Raw genomic sequence first — 18439 nt, 5'->3', positions numbered from 1 at the left:
CGGCTCGAGCGTGAGGACCGGGCCCGCCCGCCGGGTCAGCTCATGGGTTTGCTGCGCGCGGTGCAAGCGGAGTGCGTTGCCCCCCAAGAGATAACGTCAATGCGTTCCTAGCGTAGATAGCATGAATAGTGCCACAACGTACGAAGTGCGACCGGAATTCGACTCCCTCTTCTCTGTCGCCGGGACGACCGCCGTCGTAACCGGTGGCTCACGAGGGATCGGAGCCATGATCGCCCGCGGCCTGGCGCTGGGCGGTGCCCACGTTGTCATCACCAGCCGAAAGGAGGAACAGTGTCGCGCGACGGCCGAAACTATCAATGCCGAGGCAGACGCTGCGGGAACGGCAGGACGCTGCACCCCCGTCGCCGGTGACCTGTCATCTGTAGACGGGGTGGCCGGTCTGGTCGACTGGCTCGGCGAGCACCTGACAAGCATCGACATCCTGGTGAACAATGCCGGGGCTACCTGGGGTGCGCCGTTTGAAGAATTTCCCCTCGTCGGTTGGACGAAGGTACTCAACACCAACCTTGTCGCTCCGTTCTACCTCATCACGGGAACGCTTCCGCTTCTGCGCAATGCGGCACGGCCCGACCGGCCCGCTCGGGTCATCAACATCGGCAGCGTGGATGCCTTGGCTACGCCGAGCGGGGAGAACTACTCATACAGCGCGAGTAAAGCGGGGCTGCACATGCTCACCCGCCACTTGGCCAAGCAATTGGCGTCCGACGGCATCACCGTCAACGCGATTGCCCCTGGCCCGATCCTGACGGACATGCTCGGACACATCGCGGCGGATCCAGAGGTCGAGTCCGGGCTCCTCGGGCGCGTCCCGCTCGGCCGCTACGGAGAAACCGACGATCTGATCGGCACGGTCCGGTTCCTGGCCTCCCGTGCCGGCTCTTATCTCACCGGCAGCATCATTCCGCTCGACGGCGGGATCTCCGGCTGCGCCGGCAAATGAGAACCACCATCTGCTCCTTCTTCCACAGCAATCACCGATTCGAGGAACAACCCCTGCCTGAAGCTGTCATCGGCGCCTCCGCCGGTTTACCGATCGGGAGAGCGATCAAGGGCTCATTGAAGGACATTCTGCCCGATGGTTTCACCGTCCAGATGGTTGGAATCACTCCACTTACGCGCATCGTCAGCACCGGGGTCACCGGCTTGTAGCCCCGAGATCATGAAGAGGTCGCCTTCCCTGGCGCGAAAGGCTATGCCGGACGTGTACATCCGAGGCCTGCACCGAGACCCTCTCAGCGTCAACGTCAACGGTGGGGCCATCGCAGAAGGCCAAACCCGGGACAACCCGCCCGGGGGTTAGGCCCCGAACCATGTGCGTAGGCGGAGGACGGGGCATGGCCCTGACCCTCGACTCACTCTCCTGACCCGAAGTCACACCGATCTAATCCCCGGAAGGAACCCCATTTCGTGAACGCATCACCTCATCCCGAACGCCGCCGCACCGCCATCGTCACCGGCGCCGCCGGGGGAATCGGCGCCGCCGTCGCACAGCGGCTCGCAGCAGACGGCCACGCTGTCGCCGTCCTCGACCTGGAGGAGGCCGCCGCCCAGAACGTGGTCGACACGATCACCCAGACCGGAGGCACCGCACTTGCCGTCGGCGCAGACGTCTCCAACGGAACCGCCGTCGAAAAAGCAGTGGATAAGATCACTACGGAGCTCGGAGCACCGCTCGTTCTGGTCAACAACGCCGGCATCACCCGCGACAATCTTCTGTTCAAAATGTCGGCCACCGACTGGGATAGCGTCATGAACGTCCACCTACGTGGCTCGTTCCTGATGACGAGAGAGGTCCAGGGACACATGACTCAGGGTGGTTTCGGACGAATTATCAACCTCTCGAGCGTGTCGGCGCTCGGAAACCGCGGTCAAGCAAACTACGCCGCAGCCAAGGCCGGGCTGCAAGGATTCACCAAGACCCTCGCCCTCGAACTCGGCAGATTCGGCGTTACCGCAAACGCCGTTGCTCCCGGTTTCATCGAGACCGAGATGACAGCCGCAACAGCGGCGCGAATGGGAATGAAATTCGACGAATTCAAGAAGAGGGCGGCCGCTGACATCCCCGTCGCCCGAGTTGGGATCCCCGACGACATCGCACACGCGATCTCATTCCTTGCGAGCGAGGGAGCCGGATTCGTCTCCGGGCAAGTTCTCTACGTCGCTGGAGGCCCTCAGGTATGAAGACACTCAAAGGGATCGACGGACTGCACGCCGTGGCGAACACCCGGATCGGCCACTCGTCATGGCACACCCTCACCCAGGAGAAGATCGACGCATTCGCTGACGCAACGGGTGACCACCAGTGGATCCACGTCGACCCCTCACGGGCTGCTGACGGACCGTTCGGCGCCACCATCGCCCACGGACATCTGCTGACCTCGATGATCCCGATGCTGGTATGGGAGGTCTACGCCGTCGACGGCATGCGAATGGGCATCAACTACGGGTCGAACAAGGTGCGATTCCCAGCACCCGCACCCGTCGGCTCACGGATTCGGGCTGCGGTTGACATAGCAAACGTTGAAACCGTTCCCTCGGGCGTCAAAGTTGTCACGGTCGTCACTATCGAACTCGAGAATGCCGACAAGCCGGTTTGTATAGCTGAGATCGTCAGCATTTACGTCGCGAATTAACGTCGCAAGATCGCAACCTGTGCATCCGCAGTGTCCCGACTCTTGCCCACGCGCGCTAGACAGACCGCCTTGTTCTATCGTCCCTCGGCACTGTGTTCGGATGATCCGGGGGACGGTCATCACCCGCGGTGAAAACCGCACTCCGTAGTCGGAGAGGCGGCCAGGAACGGGCGCATCTCGAGCCATTCGTGGATCGATTTCCCATCCGCGCCCGGTGTCGCGGACAGCTCGCCGGCCAGTTCGAGCGCCCGCTCGTGGATCTCGACGTCGATCACCATCCAGCCGGCAATCAGGTCCTTGGTCTCCGCGAACGGACCGTCGGTCACCGGCGGACGCCCCTCGCCGTCGTACCGGACGAACGTACCTTCCGGTGACAGTGCCTGACTGTCAACGTATTCGCCGGTGCTTTCGAGCCGGGCGGCGAACTCGTTCATGTACTGCACGTGGACCGAAACCTCCTCTGGCGTCCATTGATCCATCGGCACGTCGTTGACCGATGCGGGCGCGCCTCGGTAGTGCTTGAGGAGCAGGTACTTGGCCATCGTCTTCTCCTCGGTGTGGTGTACGGCCCATTGTGGCCGCATTGCACCCCTGGGACGGAGCTGCGCGCGGGTGATGGTGCCGTCGCAGCGGCCGCCGCGGGTGTAGTTGTGCCGGCGGGCTGCGGATTCGCCGGCCCGCACACCCCACAGCTCACCAGGTCCAGCAATGAGTGGGCTCGTCGGGCGGGTTCGGTAATCAGCACCTCATGCAGGTCGACGGCCGCGCCGACAGGGGCGGAGTGGTCGCACAGGCAGGAGTCGGCGAGGACCTGCAAGTAATGGGGGGTCGGTTGGGGATGCGGGTGCCCGAGAACCGCTGTTCGACATTGGTGACCGCGATCGGTTCGAGCAGAGCCATTTCCATATTCCGTTCGCGGCAGCGACGTATTCGGAAAGTGGTCTGTGTATGCACTACCGCTCCGTGAGAATCTCAAGGGCTTAAACAGGACTACTTATGACCTAGTCCGAATTGTCGCTTACCGCCGTAAGGCCGGCGGTGGAACGGGGCGAGAACAGAGGTGGCGACGTGCGGTGAACATCAGGTTCCGTGAGCGCGTAGTTCCGGACTTCGTGTACTGCGGTCCTGTTGCTCTAACGCCGAGCTTGCTCCGGACTACTCGCCGGTAGAAATTCTCGTGTGGGATCCGTGGTTTTTCTCGGGTACGCTCTCGTGATCCCGAGCCGGAAGGACCACACGTGAACGACTCATATCTCGTCATCGGCGAAACCACCGTGGCCCGACGGGTCTGTGCCTCCCTCCGCGAGAGGGACTTTCACGTACGCCATCTCGTTGCCCCGGACGACGACGAACTTCGCCTGGCGATGGCGGACGAGCCTTGCGGTATGGCTGTACTGGTGCGCGACGATGTCGTCGCGCTGCGTTACGCGCTGGCCGCGGCGCACATCTCGGCGTCGATCCCGTTGGTGGTGACTATCTTCGACCGCACGGTCGCGGACCAGCTGTCCCATCTGCTTCCGCAGTGCGAGGTGACGTCCCCGGCCGACCTCGCCGCACCCACGCTCGCCGGACCCTGCCTAGAATCCGAACTCGTCGCTGCCCGGCATGCGGGCGAGCACATGCTGACGGTCCGCATGATCGACGGCCACCCAGAGGGCGCGCACGTCGACCTGCCCCGGCGGAGCTGGTGGCGCACCGCGACGACCGGTGCGACCGGACTGTTGCGGTCGCACGACATCGGCACACGCATTCTGCTCGGTGGGCTCGCCGGACTTCTCGCGGTCCTGTTCGCTGACTGGCTGTGGCTGATGCTCGGTCAGCACGTGGCACCGCTCGACGCGTTCAACGAGGCGGTGCGCGTGGTGACCACCGTCGGCCCGGGAACCGATACCCACGGCAGCCCCGCTTACGCTGTGTTCTCCTCGGTGGCGATGCTGTTCACCGTCGTCTTCACGGCCATGTTCACCGCCGGGATCATCGAGCGCCTGCTCGGCCCCCGGTTGGTTGGCCTGGTGGGCAGCCGCGTCCTGCCCCGCTCCGGCCACGTCATCGTCGTGGGCCTGGGCCAGGTCGGGCTCCGGCTCTGCCGGGAACTCCAGGCTCTCGGTGTCGCGGTGGTGGGCGTCGAACGCGACCCTCACGCCAGGAACCTGCGGCTCGTGCGGTCGATGAACATTCCGACCGTCGTCGGGCACGGCGGCGACCGTGAACTCCTCGAGCGACTGGGCGTGCGCCGCGCGCTGGCACTGGCCGCCGTCGGCTCCGACGACCTGGACAACATCGCCGTATCCGTGGCCGCGCAAGCTCTGTCACCCGGACTGCGGCTCGTCCTGCGAGCCGGTGAGCAGGAGGCGATCGCCGAGACACGGTCGTTGCTGCGGCTCGGCATCATTCGCGACGTCACCAGCCTGAGCGCCACCTACGTGGTGGCCAAGCTGATCGGCCTGCAACCGCAGGGGGTCGTGGCCAACGGCAGCCACCTCTACCTGGAGGTGCTGACGGCGGAATCGCCCGAACCCATATTCACCGAGCTGCCCGTGTCGCCGCGGATGAGTTGCCGGCACCTCGTCACTGCCTAAGGACTAGCGCGCCCGCTCGAAGCCGCCGGTTCGCTCGAATCCATGATCTGAAATCTTCTGGCAGAGCTTGCAAATCGGGAACGCGTCGTCGCGGTTGCCGTCGGCCGGTCGAGCGGCCCGGTTCGGGTTCCTTTATCGGGAGCCGGACTGCCGGGACTGAGACACGGAAGGGATCGCGGCGCCACGCCAGAAACGTTCTGCCACACACGCGTCCGACTCATCGTGCGCGCCGACACCCATTTCAGCAGGTTCTCGTACGCGCGGCGGTCGATGAGAGCGCCACCGAAGGCCGCGGCGACGAGCCACCAGGTCCGCCGGCGTACCAGCGTGCCACCCACTACCGACAGCTGGATTTGGCCCACCTGATGGTGAGCGGGAAAGTGGGCAGTGGGGAGTCCGGAATTGTGGACCGAAACCGCGGTACGCGATTCCGGTCCACACCAGCGGTGCTACCGGACGAAGTCGCGGACCTGACCGTAGATCGTGGCGTTCTCGAGTATTCCGTTGTGGGTGAGGCATCCTGTCTGAGTGTTGGTCGCACCGGCGAGGGACACGCTGGAGTCGGGGTTGATCACCGTGTCGCAGGGCGACCACCACGTTCCGTAGGCGGGCGCACCGGGCGTCTCGTCTCCGGAATTGAGACTCGTCAGATACGCCGAGCCGATCCGCATTTCGGTGCAGGAAGCGGTAAAGCAGCCGTTCGAGGTGTCGGTGCCGTGGTTGGGGCCCGCAAGGGAGATCCAGTCGTCGATCTTGGTGGCCCCGTCGAGGTTCTTGGCGTAATACCGGGTGGATAATCCGCCCATCGAGTGCGTGACGACATCCACCTTGGCGGCGCCGGTGATGCGGAGAATGTCGTCGACCTTCGCCTCCACCTGTGCGGCGGTCGTGACATTGGATTGATTGGAGTTGTACGACCAGTTGTAGAGCTCGGCGTCGGTCCATCCGTCTGCCTTGAATGCCGCGATCATGGTGTTCCACTGCGAAGAGCTGCCCTGCCATCCATGCACGAAGAGGATGGGATCGTGCCCGGTCGCGTGAGCGGGCGCCAAGGGTGCGATCAGCAACGACACCGCGGCCAGGCCAACGGCGGCGAACAGACGCGAGAGTAGAACACGAGGCATGTAGGTCTCCACTTGTAGGAAACTGATAAGGACTGGTGATGTTAACCACCGGTAACTTAGCCGCTGGCGTAGGAGCGGGGAGCGTTTTGGCCACGCTCGTTCATGGGGTCCCGGCAGGGTGAATGTAACCCTGCGACAACAGATACCACCTTTCATACCAAGGACGACTTCCTCGCTCGAGGGCGCGAACATCTTGGCGACGGCGGGTTCCATCTCGCATTGAGCGGTCGAGACATCGCGGCTTTGCGACCAGTCCGGCCAGCAGCTCAGCTAGCTCGGCGTCGCTTGGTCCCATCCCATCGGACCGTTATGTGCGATGTGAGAAGTAGGTGGATCGGAGCGTGGTGGCGGTCTGGGGGTCGCAGTCCGGCTTTGAGAGGGCATCGGCAAGAACCTCGAGGTATCGCGCCGCTGTCATGCCGTATCGGACGAAAATCTCTTCCGTGGGCACCTTTCCGTAGGGTGCCCATGCCTGTGCAAAACGTATGAGATCAACGCTTTCTTCTGGTAACTGACGGTGTCGCGCTCGACGCAGTTCCTCGGACATTCGAGCGCGGCGCTGGCGGCGGTAGGCGCTCAGCTGGTCGGTGAGGGAATCTGAGGACATGGACGTGTGGTTTCCGGTGAGAGTGTTGCTCGGTGCTCGCTCCGCTCAACTGCAGATTGTCGGTCGTGAGGCGTCCAACTTGTGCTGGCAGAGTGCAATGATGTGTTGCCGGTCCGATGGATCCAGGCGTGGGCACGGGGGCGTCAGAAGGAGTGTGAGGAGTCTCCGGTAGTACATCGTTGGCTGCAGTCCGAACTCCGGCAAGATGTACTCGTCGAAGTCGGGGAAATTGTCGTTGATGGCAACTATCGGTGCCCACCGTAGGGCGAATGCGACGAGTCGGTGATCGTCACTGGTGCTGTGTCCGGGCATAGAACCTGGGACGTGTGCTGGCCCATTCACTGCAGGTCCGACGAGAGAAATCCGCCTTCGAGGCTGTGACGGACGGCGGCGAGGTAGCCGGCGGCGTCGGCGCCGTCGACGATGCGATGGTCGTATGACAGTGAGAGGTACACCATCGACCGGACGCTGATCTGGAGTGCGCCGCCCTCGCCGCGCGTGGGGACGACGCGTTCGACGACGGTTCCAATGCCGAGGATGGCCGACTGCGGCTGGTTGATGATCGGGGTATCGAACAGGGCTCCGCGGCTGCCGGTGTTGGTGATGGTGAACGTGCCGCCGGAGAGGTCGTCGGGCCGGATCGTCCCGTCCCGCACGCTGTCCGCGACGACGGCGATTGCATTCGCGAGTTCAGGAATTCGCAATGCTCCTGCGTCGCGGATGACGGGAACCATCAGTCCCTTGTCGCTGTCGACGGCCATGCCCAGGTGCACCGCCCCGTGGTAGGTCACCTCGGTGCAGTCGACGTTCAGGGACGAATTGATCACCGGATGCTCGGCGAGCGCTTCGACGGCGGCGGTGACGAAGAACGGCAGAAAAGACAGCTTCACCCCGGTGCGGCGCAGAAACGCATCTTTCTCCCGAAGACGCAGACGTGCGATGCCGGTGACGTCTACTTCGACGATCGTGGTCAATTGCGCTGATGTCTGCAGGGATTCGAGCATGCGCTTTGCGATGGTTCGCCGAATGCGGGGCAGCTTCTCCACCCGGTCTACTGCGGAAGGTGGTGAAGCTGGACGGGGAGCCGGGTTCGAGAGGGATGTGGGTGCAGGGCCCTCTGGAGCGGCAGCGGGCGCCAGCGTGTCCTGGGGATCGCTGCACTGTGGGCCGAGGATGGCCATTGCCGCCCCGACCTCGACGACAGTGTCTTCCGGGGCGACAATTTCGAGGAGGGTGCCGGCGGCAGGGGAGGGGACCTCGGTGTCGACTTTGTCGGTGGCCACCTCGAGCAGCGGCTCTCCCGCCTCGACTCGGTCCCCTCGGGCCTTGAGCCAGCGGGTGATCGTGGCTTCGGTGACGTTCTCACCGAGCGACGGCAACACCACGGTGGTGCCTGTCTGTGTCGTGGTCATTCGTCATGTCTCTCTGGGTCAGTCGGTGAGGTCGAGGGCGGCGCGGACGATGTTGTCGGTGTCGATGCCGTGGTAGCGGTAGACGTCGTCGAGGGAGCCGACCTGCCCGAACTTGCTGACGCCGAGCGCCGCGCCGGGGACGTTGTTGATCCCGGTCAGGAATGCGAGGGTGTGCGGGTGGCCGTCGAGGACGGTTACCATCGGTGCCGCCCGGTCGGCGGGGAACACTTGGTCCAGGATCCACGACGGGCCGTCGGCGAGTCCGCGGCGCGCCTGCACCGCCTCGAACAACAGTCCCGGACTGGTGACGCACACGACGTCGGCGGTGATGCCCTGATCGGCTAATCGGTCTGCGGCGGTGAGGGTTTCGGTGATGACGGCGCCCATCCCGACCAGGGTGACGGCCGGACTGCCGGTGTGGCGGAGGGTGTAGGCGCCGGCGACGACCTGACGGCGACGGCGTTCCCGGGCCGCCGGATCGGAGGGGACGGCGGCGAGAGTCTGATCGACGGGGCGGGTCGAGAGTCGCAGATACGACGAGGAGCCGTCGGGGCGGCCCAGGCGAGAGATGCTGTCGAGCAGGGTCCACTCCACGTCGATCGCGAAGGCTGGTTCGTAACTCACGCAGCCGGGTTGTTCGAGTCCGATCGAGGGGGTCTTGATCGACTGATGGGCGCCACCCTCCGCGGCGAGGGTCACCCCAGAAGGGGTGCCGACCAGGATCGACTGCCCGCCCGCGTAGATCCCGTACGACCACGGCTCGAGCGCCCGCTCGACGAACGGGTCGTACATCACCCCGATCGGGAACAGCGGCTGACCCCACCGACTCCATGTGGCGCCGAGCTCACCCATCAACCCGACCAGGTTGGTTTCCGCGATCCCCAGTTCCATGTGCTGTCCAGTGGGCTTTTCCCGCCAGTGCATTATCGTCTCGGCGTCGTCGTCGAACCAATTGCGGCGTTCGTTCGGTGACCACGCCCCCACCTTGTTCAGCCACCCGGCCAGGTTCGTGGTCGAGGAGACGTCGGGGCTGACCGTCACCACCCGCTTCGCCGCCTCCGGTGCCTCCCGGGACAGATCGAGCAGCGCCCGGCCCAATGCGGCCTGTGTCGTCGAGATCCCGGACGGGGTGCGGCCGATGTCGGCCGGCACCGCAGGCGGTGTTGCGAGCTTGGTGGGGTCACGCTGAAGCCATTCGGCGGAGGCGGCGCAGACGCGGCCGGCGGTGCTGTCCGGGGCGAACCGCGCCCACGGATTGTTCGGGTCCATCCCCAACTCCGTGGCCAATTCTTCGTACTGTTCCACCGTGAGGAGCGAGGAGTGGTTCTGCGGATGCCCCTGCGTCGGCAGACCGCGGCCCTTGATCGTGTAGGCGATGATCACCGTCGGGCGGGTGTCGTCGATCTGCCCGTACGCCGCGCGCAGGGCGTCCAGGTCGTGACCACCGAGATTGCGAATGGCGCGCAGGACGGTGTCGTCGTCAAGACCGGCGATCAGGGCGGCGATCTCCATCGCGTTCGGGCCGCCGCCGGGCAGCCGGTCCCGCACCTGCTCGGCCGTGCATCGCAGCAGCCGCTGGTACTCGGGATTGGGCATGTCCAGTATTCGGGTGCGCAGCGCCGACCCACCGGGTCGGCTGAACAGTGATTCGAGCAGGGTCCCGAATTTCACGGTGAGCACCTGCCAACCGGCGGCAGCAAACATCGCTTCGAGCCGGCCGGCGGCGATGTTGGGCACCACCCGGTCCAGGGACTGCCGGTTCAGGTCGACGATCCACACGATCTCCCCGAGTTCGGCGACGGAGGTGTCGAGGATCGCCTCCCACACCGCACCCTCATCCAACTCCGCGTCCCCGACTAGCGAATACTGCCGGCCCGTCCCGGCACCGCCGAGATGGGTGTCGACGAAGCGGCGGGCGATGGCACCCCATATCGGCGCCGTCGCCCCGATCCCGACCGACCCGGTCGAGTAGTCCACTGGATCAGGATCTTTCGACCTGCTCGGGTACGACTGCAGCCCACCGAACTCCCGCAATGTCGTCAGATACTTCTCGTCCAGCCCGCCGAGCAGGTAGTTGATGCCGTGCAGCACCGGAGAGGCATGCGGCTTGACCGACACCCGGTCACCGGGACGGAGCTGCTCGAACCAGAGCGAGGTCATAATGGTCACGATCGACGCACACGACGCCTGGTGACCACCGACCTTCAGCCCCGTGGGGTTGGGGCGAACCCGGTTGGCGTGGTGGATCATCGCGGTCGACAGCCACAACACGCGTTGCTCGATCTCCACGAGCGCCTCAGGGGTCGGGGAGGGAGCGGTGTTGATGCCGGTATCGACTGTGTTCGTGCCCTGCATGAGATTGCGTCCTTACCTATGAATTCGTGGGACCGACTGAACTGCGGCCAGGCTCAGGTCGTGAGCGGTCGGTGATGTCAGCAGGCGGCTCTGGTGAGAGTCCGACGCCGCCAGTGGCGTCGGGTGCCACCGCCAGTGCAACAGGTCGACAGTTCTCAGCCGCTGATCATGTTGTGCCGTGAACTCCACTCCGCGTCACGCAGTTCGTTCTTGCGGATCTTTCCTGTTGACGTTCTGGGAAGGTCGTCGACGAACTCGACCGATCTGGGTGCCTTGTATGACGCGATTCGCGACTTCACGTGTGCGATGACCTCGGCCTCGTCGATGTGCGCTCCATTGCCAGTCATCACGAACGCTTTCGGCCGTTCGCCCCACTTGTCATCAGGTACCCCCACGACGGCGGCTTCGAGTATCGCCGGATGCGACAGAATCGCCTGCTCTACCTCGATCGTCGAAATATTCTCTCCCCCGGAGATCACCACGTCCTTCGCCCGGTCGAGAAGTTGCACGTATCCGTCGGGATGCATGACGCCCAGGTCACCTGAGTGGAACCAGCCACCCTCGGTTGCCTTCCGCGTCCCGTCCTCGTCGTCGTAATAGCCTTTCATCACGGTATTGCCGCGCATGACGATCTCGCCCATCTCTGTGCCGTCTGCGGCCACGTCGGTCAACTCGCCCGCCGGTGAAAGTCCGGGACGCACAACCCGCAGCCGCTCGGCAGTGATCATGCCGACACCCTGGCGCGCCATGAGTTTCGCGTGGTCCTCGACATCCACCTCGTCCCACTCGGGCTTGGGTTCACAGACCGAGTAGGGTCCGTAGGTTTCAGTGAGGCCGTAGATGTGCACTATCGATGCGCCCAGAGCGCGAATCCCGGCGATGATGGTGGGGCTGGGCGGTGCGCCTCCACTGCTGATGGTTAACGGTGTCGTGAGGGGATGGGCCTGCTCAGCGTTGGCCAGGAGGGTCAGAACTGTCGGTGCTCCGTTGAGGTGGGTAATCCGGTGCTCGTCGATCAACGACCACATGCTGTCGGCGCGCACCGCCCGGTAGCAGACGTGTGTCCCGAGCGCCGCGGTGACCGCCCAGGTCGTGCACCATCCGTTGCAATGGAACATCGGCAGAGTCCACAGATATTTGGTGGTCTTATCGAAGCCTGCATGTAAGATTTCGCCGAGCGAGTTGAGGTAGGCGCCGCGATGGGAGTACATGACTCCTTTAGGGCGGCCCGTGGTGCCGGATGTGTAGTTGATTGCCAGCGTACGGTTTTCGTCATCAATCTCCCAGCGCAGATCATCGCCCTGGCCGCGTGTCAGCAGCGAGTCATAGCTGCGAAGTTCGTTAGGTCCGGTGAAAAGACCTCCCACCGAAGGTAGTTCGATCCACTCGTCGATGGTGGAGAAATCGAGTCCGGCGTGAAGCAGCGGCTTCAGTAGATCAATCTCACCGAAGAGCAGGTGCACACCAGAATGCCCGCAGATGTATTCGATCTCGGCCGCTGACAAGCGTGTGTTGATCGCAACGAGTACTCCGCGCGCGAGCGGGACGGCGTAATGGGCGATGAGCAGCTCGGCGGAGTTGGTGGCCAGATATGCGACGCGTTCGCCATCCGTGATACCGGAAGCTCGGAGCGCTTTCGCGAGGGCCTGTACTGAGGCACCGAATTCACGGTAGGTCCATCGACGCTCGCCGTCGATGATTGCGATTTTGTCGGGCATGACCTCGACTGCACGTTCGAGGAAGCGAATGGGTGTCAAAGGAACGTCGAGACAGGTCACGGATCCTCCAGTTGAGGCAGCGCTTCATCCGAAGCGCTGGGCGGGTCGGGTTGCGAGATGGCGGTACCGACTACGTCGGTACCTCGAGGGGGGGAAGTGGGGTTTCAGCGGCGTCAAGTTCGCGCCCACGGTTTCGGTCCCCCTGCCCCGGTTGGGGGCAGTCAGAGCGAGGCGGCGGTCTTGTACGCCGGATTGCGGACAGTCGGCGTCAGGTCGAGCGCGCGGGCCGATGTCGGGTGCTGATCACCCGGCCATCCGGACACGATGACCGTGGTGAATCCAAGGTGGGTGAGGATGGAACTGATGGATCCCTGTGCGAGTTCGTGTCCCTGGACCGTGTACTGGTTGGCGGGCCGCGGGTTCGACCGCAAGTAGACGATGATCCCGCCTTCTGCGGCGATTCGGGTACGGCGGGTTTCGAACTCTCGTCGGCACCCGCAGTCGGGTGCGAGTGGATCGCGGTGCGAACATTCGAAGACGATGTACACCGTCGGAGCTGCCGCAGGCGTTGTCGAAGCTGCCGCAGGCGTTGTCGAACCGAGGAAGGCCGTGTGGTGGGCGCCGGTCAATTCGTCGTAGAAGTCGACTACGCGCAGGCACCTGTCAGGAACGTCCACAATACGTGTGGCCGTCTGGCGAACCCGCCCAACGTGGCCGTCGCCGTGGTGTAGGCGGTAGTGCACCACATCCTGGACCTGCACCACTGGAACGCCGTGTACCTGGGCGAAAGCCGCGAGTTCCGTGCCCTGCAGGAGGGTTCCATCGTCACCCAGCAACGTGGCCGTCAGCGCTACCGGCGAAAGTCCCGCGATTTCGCACAGGTCGACCGCCGCTTCCGCACTGTTTCGGCGCTCGAGCACTCCACGTGAAGCCGTTCTCAACGGCAGGACGTGTCCCGGCCGCGTCAGATCCACTGGGCGGGTCTGCGGGCTGGCGAGCACCCGAGCGGTCCGCGACCGGTCTGTCGCGCTGATACCGGTTCCGACGCCGGCAACGGCGTCGACCCCTACACAGAAGGCCGGAGTTGTCGTGCTGGAGCCGTTGCCCCTCACCATCGCGGGCAGTTCCAGCTCGTCTGCCCGGGTCGAACGCATCGCCGCACACAACAGCCCGGAGGTGTATCGAACTGCCCAGGCGGTCCACCGTGGGCTCGCTAGGGCGGCGGGAATCAGCACATCGGCGACCTCCTGATCGTCCGCTCCGCTGACGATCAGTGCCGGCCTTCCGGTGGTCAACGCGTTTGTCGCGGATTCGATTCTCTTTTTCACGTCACAGACGTCGGTCATCACTATCCCTCGCCGATCACGAGTGTGCGGAAACGGCTGTCATGAAAAACAAGGGGTTGTGCTGTCTCATTTACCGCGGTGCTGTTGACCTCCAGAAGTACAACATCGTGGTCCCCTGCGGGGATCGACGTCGAGATCCTGCAATCGAGCCATGCTGCGGCGTCGGCTAGGAATACTGCATTGGATTCGCCTGCGAACCAGGAGATCCCGGCGAACCGGTCGACGTTCTTGGCCGCGATCTGGCGACTCGCCGCTTCGTGCGTCGATGCCAGGACCGAAATACCTAGATGGCCGTCCTTCGACAGCGTCGGCCACGTCGTCGAAGTGTGCTGCACGCAGATCGATACCAACGCCGGGTCCATGGACACAGGTGTGAACGAGGTAGCCACGATTCCCACCGGTCGTCCCTCCTGGAGCGCGCATACTGCCGCGACGCCAGTCGGATATTGCCCGTACAGTCGGCGAAGCTTGGTTGTATCCCGTTGCGAGTCACCCGTCTTTACTGGATCGAAAGTGATCATGGCGTACCGCCTTGGCTGAGAAGTGAATTGGATTTATCGGCGTCGGAGGATCGCATTGGAGTCGCGCGCATGTCGTGCATGTCACGCACCCCTGGCGCGCGCATGCTGGACAATGAGGGAGGTGACGGCGTCGAGGCATACCGTCCCGATGGATGGCGACGCGCCTGCAGGGTCTCCCAGAATTCCGTTGGGGGATATCGAATGGATGCCCTCCCGGAAGGCGCGATCGAGGAGTCCCTTGTCAACCATGCCCGAGTATCCACGGGCAAAGCGTTCGACGCGAACCTTGTCGGGATGAAGTGCGAGCATCACGGAGGTTTCTGCGACGTCAGCATGCCCACCGACGTTGCCGCCCAGGGCGGCCACGTCCTCGGCTGCCCGGCGCCAGGCGTCCAGAATCGCTTCGCTGTCGGTGAAGACGATGACCGACAGTGGTGCCAGTTTGTCCGCCAGACGCAACTCGAAGTCGCGCATGACCGGGTAGTTGCCGATGTGGCCCGAGAACACGACAATCCGCTCGAAACCGGACGCAGCCAGGTGCGCGCTGTAATCTTCGCAGATCGCCTCGAGAGTCGATGCGCGGAGGGACAGTGTGCCGGGGAATCCGAGGTGATGCGGCGAGTACCCGACACGAACGGTCGGCAGGACGAGCGCACCTCCGAGGTCGTGCGCGACCCGCACTGCAAGAGCGTCGGCGTGGTCAGCGTCCATCGACAGCGGTAGATGCCGGCCGTGCTGTTCGACTGCACCGAGGGGCAGGATCGCGGTGTGCGCCCCACCTGCGATTGCGTCACCGATTTCGGCACTCGTCATGTATTCGATCCGAAGTTCGTTCATTGTGGCACCTACTTGCGATCCGGCCTGGCAAATCGGGCCTGGCGGGCAATCTCGTCCTGCTCGCCTGCGTCGTACATCTCGTCGACGAGATCGGTGAAGGAGGCGAGGATGTTAGAGCGTCGGATAGTGGCTTTGGCCGTCAGCTCTCCCGCTGCCGCTGACAGCGCCCGCGGCAGAACCCGGAACTTCTTCAATTGCAACGGGCGGGCGAGTTCGGAATTGACCTCGTCGATCCATCGGGTCAGAGCAGCATCGCGGTCATCCCGAGTCATTGCCTGCGCCTCGTCGCTGACGCTGAGCAGTACGGTGAGGTACTTGCGGCCTTCGCCCACGACGATCGCCTCGTCGATGAGCGGACTCGCCTTGAGCCGTACCTCTATCGGCTGCGGGCTGACGCTCTTGCCGCCACTGGTCTTGAGGACATCCTTCATTCGCCCGATGATCTTCACCTCGCCATCGGAGCTCTGCTCGACAAGGTCGCCTGTGCGGTACCACCCCTCCTCCAGCGCCGAGGCCGTCGCCTCCGGATTGTTCCAGTAGCCGTCGAAGAGACATGGGCTGCGCACCTGCAACTCGCCTTCGTGGGACACACGGACAACCCACCGGGGATCGGGCATGGCCTTTCCAATGGTTCCCGGCGCTGGAAAGGCGCGATCCCACTGGGCGATCACGGAGCCACACGTTTCCGTTGTACCGAAAAGCTCGCGAAGATCGAGACCCCACATATGCCAGAGCGCGGTCACGTCGGGGGCCATGCTTCCGGAGGCTGTCCAGCTCACCTCGATGCGATCCATGCCGACTTTCGCCCGCAGTGGCAGAAACACGTATTTCAGGCACACGCCGTAGGGGACTTCGAGGTACCTTGGGACCTGTCGCCCACGCCAGCGTAAATCGCTGACCCTGCGCGCGACCTTCATCGCAATCGCGTATCCGAAGCGGAAAGCTCTGCCGGACTCGGCAAGCGCCTGCAGTATTTCGCTGGCGAGCTTCTCGTGCATCCTCGGCGGCCACAGGACAGCAGTTGGCCGCACCCCGCAGAGCGCTTCGACCCGTTGATCCATGGTGCAGTAGGTGACGACGAGCCTGGTCATTATCGGCGCGAAGACTCCGATCAGAGCCGGCGCAACATGTGAAAGTCCGAGGAATCCCACGAGGTCGTGCCGGGACCTGCCGATCTCGGGGTAGGACATTGCGAAACCAAGTACCGAGTACTGGAGTGTGCGGTGCGTGTGTCTCACGCCCTTCGGCGCTCCAGTGGATCCTGAGGTGTAAAACAGGGCGGCCAGCTGGTCGATGTCGCCCGCTTCGACAAGAAGCGAGAACAGTTCCGGCTCAGCCACAGCCCGAGCGCTTCCGACGGCGAGTAAGGACTCCCAATGTACTGCTTTGACCGTTTCCGGCAGGTCTGCCGGTTCGGCATCGAAACTGACAGTTGCACGTAAGTGCGGCAACTTGGGGGCGACCGCAGCAACTTTCGCGATATCGGACGTGCCCTCGGCGAAGATCGCGGTCGCGCCGCTGCTCTCGAGTGCGTGCTCTACCTCAGGGGTCGAGCTTGTGGGGTATACCCCGACCGGGACGCCACCCACACTCAGGATCCCGAGTGCCGCCACAACCCACTCTCGGCGGGTAGAAGACATGATGGCCACCCGGTCGCCCGGCGCCACCCCGAGATCATGGAGGCCCAGTGCGGTCGCCCGCACTTCCTCTAGATACTCGCTCCAGCTGGTCGGGCGTGCAGCGCCCTCAACCCAGCTGCAGAATGCGACCGTGTCCGGTTCGCGCTCGGCGCGGTCGCACAACATCTGGGCGAAGGTGCGATCCACGGCCTCGAATCCCGAGACGCTGCGCAGTACCGGTATTCCATCCCTGCCGCCCTCACGCGAACTCATTGAAACAGTGTTCTCCATCTCCATGGTCACTGCAATTCCTCAGCTAAGTCGTTGATCTCGGTGCCCGTGTAGCGCTTGACTACCTCCCACTTCCCGTCGACTACCTGATAAATCCCGTAGTCGGGCACCGCAGTGTTCGTCGAGTTGAAATTGACGGGACCGCTGGCACCGTGATAGTCGATCGTTTCATCTTTGGCCAGGAGATCCAGGCCTTCATCCAGGGAGAACACCGGCGTGCCGCCGGAATCAGTCACGTTGTGGAGGTTCTCGGCAATCGCCGTGCCGGTGGCCTCGCCGCCGGCGGCCATCGCCAAGAGTCCCGAAACGATCGCGTCGTATGCCATGGCCGCCGTGGGCTGCTGAGCGATGGCCGCACCTTGCTCGACGCCATACTCCTCGACCAGCACATCGCGCATCCCCGCGACGGACGGCGAGTCTGCCGCGACCGCGGACTGACCGTACGCGCCTTCGAGGTATTGGGCCCCGACCTCGTCGAGTAGCACGGGGAAGGTCAACTCTGCGATAAATGCCCATTTGCCAGGTAACCCCGACCGCGCCCACTCGCGCACGATCGGCACAGCGGGCTCCACGGAGCCGGCGAGGAACACCATATCGGGTTGAGGCTCAAAGGCGCTGCGCACCTCCGGCAGATAGGAACTCTGTCCGCCGTTGAAAGCGACCTTCGCCACCACCTTGCCACCGAGCTTCGTGTAATAATCCTCCAACCAGCTCGACGTGCTTCGCGCTGAGTCGGAGTTTTCGTAGAGTATGGACAGGGTCTTGATGCCGTTGTCCCAGAGGTTTTTCGCGACCGCCAGGCCATCGAAAGTGTCCGGACCAATAGTGCGGAAGGTGTAGGGATTGGCCTGGTCGTCGTACTCGACGATGCCGGAGTACGGAGACGCGATCGCAACCTCGCTGCGTTCTGCCTGGCTGAGCGTCGCCATGAACGTCGATGACGTCGGTCCCACGATGAATTGCGCGTCGTCTTTATTGATGAGCTTGGTGACGGCGCGGACTCCATCCTCGGCGTTGAACTTCTCGTCCTCGCTCACAACCTCGAGGGTCGTCCCATTGATGCCGCCGCGCTTGTTGACATGGTTCACTACTGCTCGGGTGATCGAATCGACAGGCCCGCCGAAGACCGCCGCTTCGCCTGATAGCGGCGCGGCCACACCGATCACCGTGGTTCCGCCCGACGCCCCTCCACCGTCGCCGCAACCTGTGAGCACTGCCCCCGTCGCCATGACGACGCATGCGATCGATACCTTGCCTGCTGTTGTTCTGAGTACTTTCATCGCTCAAAATCTCCTGTGAACTGCTGCTTTGGGGGTCGGACTTTCTCTGGTAGAAGCGAGGAGAGTGAAGCCTGCTTTTCTTCCGCGATTGCGGTA

General features: G+C 63.8%; 14 protein-coding genes. 4 read left to right on the top strand and 10 right to left on the bottom strand.

Annotation, left to right across the window (positions count from 1 at the left end):
• Positions 1–121 precede the first annotated feature (121 nt).
• The 3 genes from ACH49N_RS33280 to ACH49N_RS33270 all read left to right on the top strand — a co-directional run bounded on the left by ACH49N_RS33280 (position 122) and on the right by ACH49N_RS33270 (position 2654).
• On the top strand, positions 122–961 hold the full coding sequence (locus tag ACH49N_RS33280; RefSeq protein WP_358277000.1) for an SDR family oxidoreductase: 840 nt from the start codon (positions 122–124) through the stop codon (positions 959–961).
• 467 nt (positions 962–1428) lie between these two features.
• Complete coding sequence (gene fabG, locus ACH49N_RS33275) at positions 1429–2202, top strand: 3-oxoacyl-ACP reductase FabG (protein WP_358276999.1); 774 nt, start codon at positions 1429–1431, stop codon at positions 2200–2202.
• Positions 2199–2654, top strand: a complete 456-nt coding sequence (locus tag ACH49N_RS33270) for a MaoC family dehydratase (protein ID WP_358276998.1) — start codon at positions 2199–2201, stop codon at positions 2652–2654. Before fabG ends, ACH49N_RS33270 begins: the two co-directional genes overlap by 4 nt.
• A 119-nt stretch (positions 2655–2773) precedes the next feature.
• Here the strand turns inward: ACH49N_RS33270 and ACH49N_RS33265 are convergent, their stop codons facing one another.
• On the bottom strand, positions 2774–3196 hold the full coding sequence (locus ACH49N_RS33265; protein ID WP_358277022.1) for a YciI family protein: 423 nt from the start codon (positions 3194–3196) through the stop codon (positions 2774–2776).
• A gap of 696 nt (positions 3197–3892) precedes the next feature.
• Here ACH49N_RS33265 and ACH49N_RS33260 point away from each other — a divergent pair.
• A complete protein-coding gene (locus ACH49N_RS33260; RefSeq protein WP_358276997.1) occupies positions 3893–5233 on the top strand; it encodes an NAD(P)-binding protein in 1341 nt (446 codons plus the stop codon).
• Between the two features lie 449 nt (positions 5234–5682).
• On the opposite strand, the gene ACH49N_RS33255 is transcribed toward ACH49N_RS33260, so the two are convergent.
• The 9 genes from ACH49N_RS33255 to ACH49N_RS33215 form a co-directional block, all read right to left on the bottom strand.
• A complete protein-coding gene (locus ACH49N_RS33255; RefSeq protein WP_358276996.1) occupies positions 5683–6357 on the bottom strand; it encodes a triacylglycerol lipase in 675 nt (224 codons plus the stop codon).
• 945 nt (positions 6358–7302) lie between these two features.
• The gene (locus ACH49N_RS33250; RefSeq protein WP_358276995.1) at positions 7303–8376 is read right to left on the bottom strand and encodes a 2-oxo acid dehydrogenase subunit E2; all 1074 of its coding nucleotides are present in this window, start codon (positions 8374–8376) and stop codon (positions 7303–7305) included.
• Positions 8377–8394: 18 nt separating this feature from the next.
• Complete coding sequence (locus tag ACH49N_RS33245; protein ID WP_358276994.1) at positions 8395–10731, bottom strand: transketolase-like TK C-terminal-containing protein; 2337 nt, start codon at positions 10729–10731, stop codon at positions 8395–8397.
• A 155-nt stretch (positions 10732–10886) separates the two neighbouring features.
• Positions 10887–12509, bottom strand: a complete 1623-nt coding sequence (locus tag ACH49N_RS33240) for an AMP-binding protein (RefSeq protein WP_358276993.1) — start codon at positions 12507–12509, stop codon at positions 10887–10889.
• 161 nt (positions 12510–12670) lie between these two features.
• On the bottom strand, positions 12671–13795 hold the full coding sequence (locus ACH49N_RS33235; RefSeq protein ID WP_358276992.1) for a 3,4-dihydroxy-2-butanone-4-phosphate synthase: 1125 nt from the start codon (positions 13793–13795) through the stop codon (positions 12671–12673).
• 2 nt (positions 13796–13797) lie between these two features.
• A complete protein-coding gene (locus ACH49N_RS33230) occupies positions 13798–14316 on the bottom strand; it encodes a flavin reductase family protein (protein WP_159922217.1) in 519 nt (172 codons plus the stop codon).
• Between the two features lie 81 nt (positions 14317–14397).
• Entirely contained in the window at positions 14398–15153 is a 756-nt protein-coding gene (locus ACH49N_RS33225) for a creatininase family protein (RefSeq protein WP_358276991.1), read from the bottom strand.
• A gap of 8 nt (positions 15154–15161) precedes the next feature.
• A complete protein-coding gene (locus ACH49N_RS33220; RefSeq protein WP_358276990.1) occupies positions 15162–17045 on the bottom strand; it encodes an AMP-binding protein in 1884 nt (627 codons plus the stop codon).
• Between the two features lie 26 nt (positions 17046–17071).
• A complete protein-coding gene (locus ACH49N_RS33215) occupies positions 17072–18229 on the bottom strand; it encodes an ABC transporter substrate-binding protein (protein WP_358276989.1) in 1158 nt (385 codons plus the stop codon).
• Positions 18230–18439: the final 210 nt, after the last annotated feature.

Origin of the sequence: Rhodococcus sp. NPDC019647 (assembly GCF_044389235.1) — a bacterium.
In the GTDB taxonomy this organism is placed as follows: Bacteria; Actinomycetota; Actinomycetes; order Mycobacteriales; family Mycobacteriaceae; genus Rhodococcus_F; species Rhodococcus_F oxybenzonivorans.
Note: the sequence above shows the minus strand (reverse complement) of the source record. Positions and strands in the feature narration are given on the sequence as shown.

Excerpts from the sequence above, each read along its gene's own strand:
- ACH49N_RS33250 (WP_358276995.1), bottom strand. The coding sequence starts at position 8,376 with ATGACCACGACACAGACAGGCACCACCGTGGTGTTGCCGTCGCTCGGT.
- ACH49N_RS33270 (WP_358276998.1), top strand. The coding sequence starts at position 2,199 with ATGAAGACACTCAAAGGGATCGACGGACTGCACGCCGTGGCGAACACC.
- ACH49N_RS33265 (WP_358277022.1), bottom strand. The coding sequence starts at position 3,196 with ATGGCCAAGTACCTGCTCCTCAAGCACTACCGAGGCGCGCCCGCATCG.
- ACH49N_RS33245 (WP_358276994.1), bottom strand. The coding sequence starts at position 10,731 with ATGCAGGGCACGAACACAGTCGATACCGGCATCAACACCGCTCCCTCC.
- ACH49N_RS33235 (WP_358276992.1), bottom strand. The coding sequence starts at position 13,795 with ATGACCGACGTCTGTGACGTGAAAAAGAGAATCGAATCCGCGACAAAC.
- ACH49N_RS33230 (WP_159922217.1), bottom strand. The coding sequence starts at position 14,316 with ATGATCACTTTCGATCCAGTAAAGACGGGTGACTCGCAACGGGATACA.
- ACH49N_RS33220 (WP_358276990.1), bottom strand. The coding sequence starts at position 17,045 with ATGAGTTCGCGTGAGGGCGGCAGGGATGGAATACCGGTACTGCGCAGC.
- ACH49N_RS33255 (WP_358276996.1), bottom strand. The coding sequence starts at position 6,357 with ATGCCTCGTGTTCTACTCTCGCGTCTGTTCGCCGCCGTTGGCCTGGCC.
- ACH49N_RS33280 (WP_358277000.1), top strand. The coding sequence starts at position 122 with ATGAATAGTGCCACAACGTACGAAGTGCGACCGGAATTCGACTCCCTC.
- ACH49N_RS33225 (WP_358276991.1), bottom strand. The coding sequence starts at position 15,153 with ATGAACGAACTTCGGATCGAATACATGACGAGTGCCGAAATCGGTGAC.